Annotated in this window: 13 protein-coding genes; 12 read left to right on the forward strand and 1 reads right to left on the reverse strand. The window is 44.5% G+C overall.

Annotated features, from left to right (window positions below; all coding sequences use genetic code 11):
- The first annotated feature begins 19 nt into the window (after window positions 1-19).
- From tnpC to L6466_RS00685, 10 genes are all read left to right on the forward strand, one after another.
- Window positions 20-1,567 carry an IS66 family transposase gene (gene tnpC, locus L6466_RS00640; protein ID WP_237802313.1) on the forward strand — a complete coding sequence of 516 codons (1,548 nt, stop codon included), beginning with the start codon at window positions 20-22 and terminating at the stop codon, window positions 1,565-1,567.
- 231 nt (window positions 1,568-1,798) lie between these two features.
- Complete coding sequence (locus L6466_RS00645; RefSeq protein WP_091853219.1) at window positions 1,799-3,007, forward strand: VapE domain-containing protein; 1,209 nt, start codon at window positions 1,799-1,801, stop codon at window positions 3,005-3,007.
- Between the two features lie 566 nt (window positions 3,008-3,573).
- The gene (locus L6466_RS00650) at window positions 3,574-4,026 is read left to right on the forward strand and encodes a hypothetical protein (protein WP_237802390.1); all 453 of its coding nucleotides are present in this window, start codon (window positions 3,574-3,576) and stop codon (window positions 4,024-4,026) included.
- Between the two features lie 538 nt (window positions 4,027-4,564).
- A complete protein-coding gene (locus tag L6466_RS00655) occupies window positions 4,565-4,834 on the forward strand; it encodes a hypothetical protein (RefSeq protein WP_237802389.1) in 270 nt (89 codons plus the stop codon).
- A gap of 122 nt (window positions 4,835-4,956) precedes the next feature.
- Window positions 4,957-5,580, forward strand: coding sequence for a hypothetical protein (locus tag L6466_RS00660; protein WP_237802388.1), 624 nt, complete (start codon window positions 4,957-4,959; stop codon window positions 5,578-5,580).
- 245 nt (window positions 5,581-5,825) lie between these two features.
- Entirely contained in the window at window positions 5,826-6,968 is a 1,143-nt protein-coding gene (locus L6466_RS00665; protein WP_237802387.1) for a hypothetical protein, read from the forward strand.
- A gap of 132 nt (window positions 6,969-7,100) precedes the next feature.
- A complete protein-coding gene (locus L6466_RS00670; RefSeq protein WP_237802386.1) occupies window positions 7,101-8,072 on the forward strand; it encodes an MFS transporter in 972 nt (323 codons plus the stop codon).
- A 36-nt stretch (window positions 8,073-8,108) separates the two neighbouring features.
- Window positions 8,109-8,426 (forward strand): hypothetical protein, encoded by a 318-nt coding sequence (locus tag L6466_RS00675; RefSeq protein WP_237802385.1) that lies wholly within the window; start codon window positions 8,109-8,111, stop codon window positions 8,424-8,426.
- A gap of 21 nt (window positions 8,427-8,447) precedes the next feature.
- On the forward strand, window positions 8,448-8,750 hold the full coding sequence (locus tag L6466_RS00680; RefSeq protein WP_237793689.1) for a hypothetical protein: 303 nt from the start codon (window positions 8,448-8,450) through the stop codon (window positions 8,748-8,750).
- The gene (locus L6466_RS00685) at window positions 8,743-9,909 is read left to right on the forward strand and encodes a serine hydrolase domain-containing protein (protein WP_237802384.1); all 1,167 of its coding nucleotides are present in this window, start codon (window positions 8,743-8,745) and stop codon (window positions 9,907-9,909) included. Before L6466_RS00680 ends, L6466_RS00685 begins: the two co-directional genes overlap by 8 nt.
- Here L6466_RS00685 and L6466_RS00690 read toward each other — a convergent pair.
- Window positions 9,906-10,766, reverse strand: coding sequence for a hypothetical protein (locus tag L6466_RS00690; protein WP_237802383.1), 861 nt, complete (start codon window positions 10,764-10,766; stop codon window positions 9,906-9,908). The two genes, L6466_RS00685 and L6466_RS00690, sit on opposite strands and share 4 nt — an antisense overlap.
- Before the next feature lie 172 nt (window positions 10,767-10,938).
- Between L6466_RS00690 and L6466_RS00695 the strand changes: the two genes are divergently transcribed.
- Window positions 10,939-11,457, forward strand: a complete 519-nt coding sequence (locus L6466_RS00695; RefSeq protein ID WP_091853224.1) for an RNA polymerase sigma factor — start codon at window positions 10,939-10,941, stop codon at window positions 11,455-11,457.
- Window positions 11,447-11,920, forward strand: a complete 474-nt coding sequence (locus L6466_RS00700; protein WP_091853226.1) for a hypothetical protein — start codon at window positions 11,447-11,449, stop codon at window positions 11,918-11,920. The genes L6466_RS00695 and L6466_RS00700 overlap by 11 nt, the downstream gene beginning before the upstream one ends.
- The last annotated feature ends 94 nt before the right edge of the window (window positions 11,921-12,014 follow it).

A 12,014-nucleotide genomic window follows, 5' to 3' on the forward strand; every position in this document is an offset into this window, starting at 1 on the left:
TTTTTTGTACCTTTGTGGTATGAAAAAGGACGAGATTATCAGTATGCTCCAGCAGCAGATTGCCTTTCTCCAACAGCAGCTTGGAGATGCCAACCGTAAGGTGGATGAGCTTCTCAGGAAGGTGTCATCGCTGGAGGACCTGCTCGTCCAGAAGAATGCCGAGGAACAGAAACAGCACAACATCATCAAGGGACTGACGAAGATACAGCAGAACAGGTCGGAGAAGCAGACTCCGTCAGTCGCTGCTTCCAATGAGCCTGCTCCAAACTCCAACGATGTGCAGGCAGATCCAGAGCCGAAGCCGAGGGAGAAGACCAACTACGGTGCCAGGCGTAAGGAACACTACGAGGTAGAAATAGAGGAAGAAGACGTCTATCCCACCGATGCCCGTTTCGACGAGATGAAGGCACGCCTGATCGATACCCGTGACGTGGTACGCTATATCCTCGTACCCATGCGCTTCATCAAGAAAATATATCACGTACATGTATATACCCAGGACGGAAGCATCATGGAGGGCAGGGCTCCCCTTGCTCCTCTGCAGGGCTCCAACTACGACGGCTCCTTCATTGCAGGCATCGCCCAGCTGCGCTACATCTACTCCATGCCCGTGGAGCGTATCGTGAAGTATTTTGCTGAGAACGGCTTCGATATGGACAAGGGGACGGCCCACGGACTGCTGCGCAAGACAGAGGCCATTTTTGAAAACCTGTACAAGGCGATGGGGCAGGCAGTCAAGGAGGACGACTATCTGGCAGGCGACGAGACCTATCACCGCGTGCTTGTCAAGGTGCCTGGCGGAAAGGGCTCGAAGAAAGGATATATCTGGGTAGTGACAGCGATACATACAGGCCTGGTCTATTACTTTTATCATGACGGATCAAGAGGACAGGACGTCATCCTTAACTATATAGGCGACTATGGAGGGACCTTCCAGTCAGACGGTTTTGCTCCCTACAGGAAGATGGCGGCACAGCTTACGAGACTGTCCTGCCTGCAGCATGTGAAGAGGAAATTCCTCGATTGCGGCGACGATGACGAAGAGGCACAGGCTATAGTCAGGCTCATCAATGAGCTCTATCAGATGGAGCATCAGCACAAGATCGGAACAGACGGATGGACAACGGAGAAGAATCTCCGCTGGAGGAGGAAGTATGCCCCAGGGATACTGAAGAAGATACGCAGGAAGCTCGACCAGATGGCTGCTGATCCGGAGATGCTGCCCAAGTCGGACAGGCATAATGCCGTGAACTATATGATCAACGAATGGGAAGCCATCGAGAATATCTTCACCAGAGGCGACTACAATCTGGACAACAATCTTGTAGAAAGACTCAACAGATACATATCCCTATCAAGAAGGAACTCACTCTTCTTTGGATCCCATAAGGGAGCGGAGCGTGCAGCCATATATTACTCGCTGGCATGCTCGTGCAGGCTCCTGGGGATTAATTTCTTTGAATACATCTCTGACATTATCAACAGGGCTGCTGCGATACCTCCTAAGAAACCTGTAGACATACAGAAATACAGGGAGCTACTGCCTGACAGATGGAAGGCACTATAGCCTGCAAGGCGTCAAAGCGGATACGCTTACCACCCTCTGAAAAAGCCGCAATTTATTTTTTTTGCTTTTTTCGAGCATTTAATATGCAAAAAAATCGCGTTTTTTGACAGGGAAATCTTGCAAACCGCATATTTTTTTTGTACCTTTGCACTTGCAAAAACTGATAGGCATGATGCTGTGAGAAACACTTACCAGCCAACCATTGCCAGAACCTTTAAATTTATATTAACCATGAGTAAAGAACTTACCATTCACGGTGAGGCTCTAGGAGCTTCACAGCAGGGAACCCTTGCCGCAGAGCAGTTCCTGAAAGACAATTACCTGTTCCGTTTCAACGAGTTGAGCGGAAAGGTGGAGTATGTAACCCTTCCTGCTAGCGAGAAGCCAGAATGGCGCGTGCTGACGCAGAAGGCACTTAACAGTATTATCATCCACGCTAAGCGCGAGGAGATCAGCGAGAAGGGTAGTCCCAAGACCGACATCGTGGAACTGTTGCAGTCGGACGAGGTAGAGGTTTTCAATCCTATTCAGCATTACCTGAAGAACCTGCCTAAATGGGACGGCCAGAACCATGTAGCCAAGCTTTTCGGACGACTGCCAGGTGTCAGTTCAGAGCAGATGGAGTTCCTGTTTGTATGGCTTCGCTCTGCTGTGGCCCACTGGCTTCAGATGGACACCCTTCATGGCAATGAGTGTGTGCCAACGCTGATTGGCAGTCAGGGATGCGGCAAGACCACCTTCGTGGCCCGATTGCTGCCTCCAGAGCTGCGTATGTATTTCCTGGACCATCTGAACCTGTCGAATAAGTTTGATAAGGAGATGGCGCTGACCAACAACCTGATAGTCAACCTTGACGAGCTGGATGCCATCCGTCCCAGTCAGCAGGCAGCCCTGAAGCAGACGCTGTCAAAGAGTAAGGTGAACGGACGTCCTATCTATGGCGCCTCGCAGGATGACCGTCCCCGCTATGCCTCGTTCGTGGCTACTACAAACAATCCTCATCCCCTGTCGGACGTCACAGGCAGTCGCCGATATATCTGCGTCACCATTCCAGACGGACAGTATATCAATAATGATGGCGATATAGACTATGAGCAGCTTTATGCGCAGGTGATGTATGAACTCCTGGAACTGAAATCGCCTTTCTGGTTTAATAATGATCAGGTGGCACGTATCCAGCAGCTGAACCTCAACTACATGGAGCAGAAGGATATCGCGGAAGTCCTGGAGGCCTGTATCCGCAAGCCCAAGGAGGGTGAGCAGGGCATCCGCATGAAGAGCGGCGAGATAGTGAGCCTGATTCGTCAGGAGTATCCCACGATCAAGGCCGACCACAGCACGAAGATTCATCTGGGTATGGCCTTGAAGGAACTGGGCTTTGAGGGCAAGACACATGGCGGACAAACCTATTACAAAGTCGTCCCGCTCAAGGTCGCCTGAACACGATGAGGGTGTAGTGTTAGGGGGAGTGTTGGGTTTAGTGTCGGGGTTAGTGTTAGCGCAACACTAACCCCTTCGCTTTCCCTTTGTACAAAGGCTTTTCCGGAGATTGGGTGGGGTGTAAGGCCAAAATCGAATCTACCAATCTCTTTTATAAATTCATTTTCGTTTTTACGTCTGTAACTTATTGGAACTAAAATAGTTGTACGTTTTGTGAACTTTGTGAAATAAATTTTTGAGGTTCTTTTCTTTCTTTTTAATAACTTTGCATCCGAAATAAATATAATTGAGAAGTGATATGAAATAGATTGTTCTTTGGCGCACCAGTATGATGTGGCATAAAATAAGGAATATGAGCCTTTCCAAGGCTAAAAACACGTGTTTGATGTATTTTGATTTAAAAGTTATCTAATTGGTTATTATTCAATCTGTTATGCTGAATAGTTTTCGTATTGTCTGACAAATGCGAAAAGAAATGAGCCATTTGTTTTGGTAGATAAGAATAAATGATATATCTTTGTCGCAGAAAAAAGAAATTGGGAACTTATATTATACAACCATAAGCAATGAGAATAATTATCCTACTATTTTTTGTACTATTTTGTATTTGTTCTTGTGATATCTCATCGAAATTCGTTGTGGATGGTAATCCTGAGAAACGAATATTAAGTGAATGTGGTGGTATCATATTGAGGGGGCATACGATGTCAGCTGATTATATTGAGTTGTCGTTTCATGGTGATTATATCGTGAATGTAGATTCAATAAAGATGTTGAAAAATGGTATCTATGTTCCTGCTTCTGAAATCAGATATTACATTAACAATAAAGAACTAAAAGATAGATGTTTCCAAACTATAAGCGATAGAGATAGTCTTAGTATAATAATTCATCAGGGTTATTCGCTGAATTATGGGCATAAAGGAAAAATAGAGCTTCTTCCTTCAGGATTTATCTATTGTAATGGGAAACCGGTTATATCTGAAACAATTAGTTTTGAGTGTAAAGCCAAGAGATAAATGAAATCATGGGGTTCCTGGTTTTGCGTCTTGATATTCTTTATCAGGGAACAAACTTACACATTTGGCATTTAATTGTTTGAGGATACAAAACCTATCGTCCCAAGATATTTTACAAAAAGATATGTAAATCGAACAATTATTAAATCAGCTATATGAGGTTTTCTATAATTCTTTATTTATTTGCAATCTGCATGACAACTTATTCTCAAAACAGTATATGCTTTATTGATAGCCTGGATATCTATAAAGATGAAATTGAGGAATTGGAAAGATATAATCTAAAAAAAATGCAGAAATTGTATCCTGTCTATCGGCAATATTCAAACTTAAAACAGTTGCATTTTTTTTGCTTGCATAAGAAAACCAACAATCCAATAACAAAAGAAGAGTATTTGGATTATTCTTTTTTAAAAAAATGCAGCTTTCTCGAGGAAAACTAAAAACATCTAGGTTCCGGTATAAACAATTATTATGTGCCTCCACTTTGGTGTTTACTTCAGAAGGGAAATTAGTCGGAAGTATACGCGATGGGTTTGTGGAAGATCCTAATTGGATGGAAGTTTATGACGTAGGTGATTTAGGTCGTCTAGTGGCAGAAAATAAGATTTCTTTTGCATTTGGTGGGGGATTACGTAGTAGACTTTACACTCGCGAATCCTGGAATAATGGGGGAGACATGGATTGTGTTGTAATAGATGAAAAGATTTTTTTGCTAAATAATTTGGATCGTTCATTCCCTGACGCTCCAGATACCCCTAATTTTCATTTACTTCCATTGGAAGATTTTATCGATAAAAAAGAGTAATGTAGTCAGTCCATGTGGTATTTGTGATTGAAGACAGTCCTGTCCCCGTGGCATTTTAAATGAACCAACAGTCACTCCTCAAAAGGAGAGGTTAGGGATAAATTAAATACAACAGAAGAAATATGGCAGAAATTATTTTCAAAAAAGCATTTCTCACATTTGTTTTGTATCTATGCTGTATAGGGGCATATGCTCAGAAGCCCATGGATATAGTGGCTAAACTCGGCATAAAGGAAGATATTGAAAAACTTGAATCCCTTGTGGTACGAAGAGCAAAGAAAAAGGGTTTATTAAAGGACTATCAAAATCTTCGGCAAATTCATGTCATTAAATTAAAAAAACGTTGTGATAGTAGAAATTTAACAAGGAAGGATTGGATGGACTACTCTTTTCTTAACTTCTTAGAACCGGAATATGTCAAAGTAAGAGAAAAATTTTGGGGTAAAAGAAAGAAATATCTTTATGCGTATACATTTCTGGTAACTTCTGATAGGTATAGATTGGACGAATATACAACAGGTTCAAACCATTTTAATTCATGTGCAAGTAATATGCCAAAAGATTTATTATCTTTAGATAAAAACGATTTGATCTTTATGAGCAGTTTTGATCCTAATCTATGTAAATCAAATTCTAGTGAATATATTTTTGTAAAAGATAATGCTTTATACGGCTTTGACGATTTTTCCAATTGTGACAAATTGATTCCTTGGGAAACTTTTATTTTGAGTAAAGAATGGGAATAACAAATGTAGAAACGTGAGGAAATGCCTTTTTTGCAAGAAATATCATGTCCAATCAGAAACCATAGGTTAAGGCATCCTAAGTCAGGAACTAAGGACTCGTAAACCTATGACTTAGTAACCGGAAACCATTGAGTTACGCTCACTAACTCATTGAGTTGCTACCCCAAACTCATAGAGTTACGGTCCCTATAGAAATAGTCTCAGTAATATTTGCATGGGAAAAAGATTTTACCTATCTTTGCAACATGAAACTAATTAATCAACTTCCAAATCATATTTGTTCGGTTATAGCATTACTGCTTTTAACAGTACTATATTCTTCGTGTGCCACAATCATATCAGGAACATCGGCCAAGATTCAGATAGACGGTGCTGTTGATGAACATGTGAATATTGTTACTTCCAAAAATGTTTATCGTGACATATCTCTACCAACTACTGTTGAAGTAAAGCGCCGCAATCTTGACGGACAACATATACAAATCAGTTCAGAGAATTATGCTTTTAGTGATATTGTATTGCGGAAATCCAATAACCCCTGGTCAATCTTAAGTGCATTATATGGCGTTCCTCTTCTTGTGGATCTAATGACGAATGCCGCTAGTGAGCCTGCGCAGGACCATTTCTTCATCACTCCCGATGCGCCGCGTTCACAGGCCGATTCGCTTTATCGGGCCGATTCTTTGCGATGGGCTGAAGCAGAAAGAGAGTCTCTGAGGCCAATACAGGCACGTCAACTCCCCCAACGCTATAAGAGACATGAGATACGTGGTAGTGTGGGATTTGGAGAATGTCAGGCCAGTCACGATAAAGATAAGATGATAAGCACGTATAAGGATTATTTTGACGTAACGAATGCCTTTGAATGTGGAGATATCTTTGGCGATGCTTTTGCTCAGGCTGGTATAGAATATCATTATCGACTCAACAGGAAATGGGAGATAGGTATGCTGGTCAATTGGGGTGTTTCGAATGATAACTATGACACCAGTAATGATTTCGATTACTACTATAGTTCTTATGGCTATCCTCATCTTTATGGTTATGCCAATGAGCATTGTAACTTTTTTGTCTTTGCCCCATCAGTAAGATACACTTGGTATGAAACCCCTGGTATTCGCAGTTATTCGCGCATAGCCTTGGGAACGATGCGTCATCACCTCAAATTTGACTACGCTAATTATTATTGGAGTGCTTATGACCCTTTACCTGACATCAGCACACAAAAGCCAGAGCAAACTGGTGGCGTGGAGATGATAAAATGGCGTATGGCCTACCAACTGACAGCAATAGGTGCATCTATAGGCGGTAATTCCTTTAATTTCTTTGGGGAACTGGGCTACGGTAGTCTTGGCATAATTCGCCTTGGAGTTGGCTTTGTGTTCTGACGACATGCGTGTGTTTATTGACTGTTTACTCATTGTTTAGTTTCTGTTTATTATTTCTCTCCTGAAAATTTGGAGACTAAATAAATAGGAATTATCTTTGCAGCGTGATTATCAATTAAAAGCCAAAGTAATATGGAACGCATAAAACCGCTCTCACTTGCAACCATCCTGTTATGTTCCGTGCTGCATTTGTTGGTCGACGGATTATGCGTATGCTGTCTTTACCTGATAGCATCATCATTTTCTGCGTTGCATCTTGTAGGCATCTTTCTTACCTATAATATATTGGCGTTTCTGACACAGCCGTTGACGGGATTGTGGGCAGACTGCATGAAGCGCCGTCACTGGATGCTGTTGGCATCTGTCCTATTGCTGACGGTGGCTGTCTTGGCAACGTCGATAGTTATCAGCTTCAGGTTGTCAACTGTGGGTATGATGGTGGTGCCCATATTACTGGGAATGGGAAACTCGCTGTTTCATGTGTGGGGAGGCAAACAAGTGGCCGTTACGACGGGTAATGATATGCGTGCCCTTGGTGCTTTTGTCTCAACGGGAGCTTTTGGCTTGGCCCTTGGCATTGTTTTCTTCTCGTGGCCTTTACTCTATACAGTTTTGCTTACTATCTGTGTGTTGTCAACGGCTTACGTGCACCTGGACCTCAAAGCGGGCATCTCTGCCATCAATAGTCAGGAGGCGGAATGTCGATTCTGTAAGCTGTTCATATGGATGTCGTTGTTGGTTCTGATGCTTGTGGTCATGCTGCGCTCTTTTGTGGGAGAGACGTTCAGTGGTGAGATGTCGAGGACCAGCAGTATGGTGCTTCTGATAGGGCTGCTCTCGATGTTGGGAAAGATGGCTGGCGGATGGCTGGCGCATCATCTGGGCATCGTCAGGATGTTGGCATTGGTCATCGTCTTAGTGCTGGTCTGCTTGGTGTTCAGAAGTCAGGAGATGGTGATAGCTCTTGTTGGCTTGTTCGCTGTCAACTGTACGATGCCCGTCACCCTTTATCTGGCAAATGTGGTGCTGCCTAAGCGCGAAGGACTGGCCTTCGGATTGCTGGCTGCTGCACTTATTCCAGGATATTTATTAGCTTTCATTTAGCCTATGATGATACTTCCGATGCTATTACTTGCCCTCGTGCCAACGATCATGATAGAATTCGTGGTCCTGTTGCTCTTACGCGAACGTCGTAGGCTGGTGCTGGGCTCGTCTGTTGTCATCAACATTCTCACAAATATTCCCTTGAATCTTTACGTCGTTTATGTTGATCGCAGCGTGATGACGATTATTATGGGTGAATTGCTGGTGGTTGCTGTAGAAGCATTATGGTACTATCTTTTCATTCGTATCTTGTCGCGCGCATTCATCTATAGTTTCCTGTGTAATGCCATCAGTTTCCTGACAGGACTATTGGTGCAGCTCCTTCTAGCGTATTTTCAATTTAATAGAATATAACCCCTTTAAAACTATTGTATTATGACATTATTAGACATTATCATTGACCCAAATGATTCCCTGTTTCGCTCACATTCAGAAACTCCAGTTCCTGCACCCGAACCTGAAGTTCCTTACTCTGTAATTCCTACTGAAACAATGGATACCATTACTGTAACATCTGATGTGATTTCAGGTAAACAGCAGTTGGCAGACATTGCTCCCGATCCTACGGAGACTGTGGGAATGGTAAGTGATAATCTTCTTCTGACAATCATCGTTGTTTTGGTTGCCTTGTGTTTGTGTTTCTACTTCGTTTGGAAATATCGAAAGAATAATGCTTAAAGAATTTTCGCTGGCATGCGTGTGCTGCCTTCTCTTATCGTCGTGTGCTATTATAAGAGGTTATAGGGCCGATGGAAAAGCGGGTCCGGATATCTATAGCTTTGAGCATCATGTACACGACACTATAGCAAACGGAACATCGACTTTCTCTTTTCCTTATGCCAGACAACAGGCAGAATGGATAGATACCCTGCATTTCTTTAGTCAGGGGAGGCGCTATAAGAACGTGACGCTATGGGAGGCCCTGAAGGGTAAGACGGATACGCAGGGTGTTCTCATCATCCATGACGACAGCATCGTCTATGAGCATTATGAGGGCGACATCACCATCGACAGGTTGGGCACGGTCTTCTCTGTGTCGAAGTCTATCACGTCGCTGATGTGTGGCATTGCTGTGTACGAGGGCTACATCAAGAGTGTGGACGATGTGGTGACTGACTATCTGCCTGAGCTCAAGAAGAAAGACCCTATGTGGCAGAGACTCACCATCCGACACCTGTTGGACATGCGGAGCGGACTGGACTTCGACGATACCTACTCGCTTCAGTTGAAGGGCCTGAAACGTCTTAATGCGATGGCGAAACTGAACTACGGCCATAACCTGATGAAACAGATCCGCGGTCTGAAGTTCAGATGTGAGCCTGGTAAGGAACATCGCTATGAGAGTATGACGGCCGAGATTCTTGGGATTGTCATTGAGCGGGCTACAGGCATGCGCTATGTGGACTATCTCAGCACGAGGGTGTGGCAGCCTTTACAGATGGAGTCGCCTGCCGTCGTCAATATCGACAGTCGTAAGCACGGGGTGGCTCATGCCTTTGGCGGCATCTCAACCTCGATGAGGGATCTGGCCAAGATAGGTCGTCTTTATATGAATGGCGGCGTATGGAACGGAAAACGCATCGTAGGCGAGGACTGGATACGGCAGACCACGGATTACTCGGAGGATAACGACGGCTATCACTTCAACTGGTATAACCTGAGCAATATAGGGGCCGATAAGGCGCAGTATCCTGGCTATTATGCCCACGGCATTCGCGGACAGGTGCTTTACGTGAATCCCTATAAGCGTCTTATCATGGTGAGAATGGGTAAGCAGGACAATACGTTTGCCTCCATTCCCTATGTTTTTGAACAACTGAGCAACTGCGGCTTCTAGCGACCTATCAGGGCTTTGATTTGTGCGGGGGTCATCTGGCCTGAGTCGATGAACTTCTGCATGATGTCCTGGAGGGCACGCTCTGTCTCAGGGGTGATGGTATAGTCCCATGTCAGGGCCTCTTCTATGCTGACGCGCACGCCGCCTTTATTATGACTGTTGTCCAGACAATAGAGGGTGACATCGGGATGTTCTTTCTGCAGGTAGGCAATACGTCCCTGAAAACGGGGATAGCAATAGACATAATAATAGTAGCTCATAGCACGATTGGACCTGATAAGGCGGTTGATCATGTTGGTGAAGCCAGTCACTGGGTCGTTGTGTACAAATACGATGCTTGCTTTGAAACCGCGGTCCTGAATCATCCTCAGGCGTGTCTCAAACGATGGGATGCTGATGAAGGCGCCATCATAGACCAATCCGGCGCTGTTGACCAGTTCCTTCAGGCCAGGATTGTTTCTCAAGGCGGTGGATTTGCCTGCTGCTGTGGAGCCCATCATGAAGAAGATGGTCTTGTTGCCTTCTGTCTCGGCACGGGTCAGGAGTTTTATCAGCACTAAGCTGTCTATCTGCCGGCTTGCCATGATATAATCGGTGACATTGAGTCCATTGTAGCCAATCGTTTTCAACTCCTCGCGTACATTGTCGGGGTCAAGAATCTTACCGCTTTTCATCAGATAGGAATTGGCCAGCGAGTCCAGATGCTCGGCTACCCATTGGTAAGCGGCATCGCCAGTGAGGACCAACTTGGCGGAGTCGACTTTCTCGTTGATGGTGCTTTTCTGGTCTGCTGCCGATACAACTGTCTGACAGAGCATCAGCGGTACTAAAAAGATGATTCTAAAAAGAGATGACATAGTGATAGTCTTTTTCGTTAGGTTAGTCTTGTTCATCGTTATTTCCTGTGCAAATATACTATTTTTTTTATTCACGAAGCCTTTAAATGGGGAAAAATTTTATTTTTTCGCTGTTTTTCTGTAACTTTGCCGTAACTTTTTATCAAGTGAATCGTCTTAATATTTAGAGAGGATGAAAGAAATCAGTTTTCGCACCGACGTGTTGCCGCTGAAGAATGAACTCTTCCGCATGGCTCTTCGTATCACTCTCAACAGAGACGATGCTGAGGACGTGGTGCAGGAAACAATGATGAAAGTCTGGAACCGCCGCGAACAATGGGCACAGATAGAGTCGATGGAGGCCTTCTGTATGACGATATGCCGCAACGTGGCACTGGACCACCAAAAAAGGATGGAGAACCAGAACGTGTCGCTGGAAGATGAAGACAGCGTGAGCACACATCCCTCTAACGTCAGAACACCTGAAGAGCAGGTTATGCAGCGCGACAGAGTGGAGCGCGTAAGGGGTCTGATGAATCGGTTGCCTGAGAAACAGCGCACCTGCATGCAGTTGCGAGATGTCGAAGGAAAGTCGTACAAGGAGATTGCCGCCGTGATGAATATCACTGAGCAACAGGTTAAGGTAAATATCTTCAGGGCGCGACAAACAATTAAACAAGAATTTTTGAAACAAGAACAATATGGATTATAAGTACATCGAACAGTTAATGGACCGCTACTTCGAGGCCGAGACGACCTTGAAGGAGGAGCAGATTCTGAAGGCTTTCTTCGAGCAGAGCGAGGAGGAGCTGCCAGAGAACCTGCGTGCCTATCGCGAGCTCTTCACTTCGTTCGAACAGGACGAGATGCTGGGCGATGACTTCGACGAGCGAATGTTGCAGATGATTGAAGAGAAGCCTCAGGTGAAGGCGCGCACCATCTCGCTGTCAGAGCGCTTCCGTCCGCTGATGCGTGCTGCCGCCGTAGTGGCTATCCTCATCACGCTGACTACTGCGCTGAACCAGTCGTTTAAAGAGGATAAGGTATGGACCGACCAGTCGGACTATGCGTTGAAATATGAAGCCACGGGCAATGAGCCGGCTATGGCATACGACCATAGCTCTGACTCGTTGGTGAGCGACTCGCTCTACAAGCCCACAGGCTATTTGGAGTGATACATTTCTATGCTTTCTCTATATTAAAACATTCATTTTAGGATTAAAACGTTGCTTTCTGGAAGTTGAGAAAACTTCGAAAGATAATAAAAAA

The sequence above is a fragment of the Prevotella communis genome (assembly GCF_022024175.1).
GTDB classification, from domain to species: Bacteria; Bacteroidota; Bacteroidia; order Bacteroidales; family Bacteroidaceae; genus Prevotella; species Prevotella communis.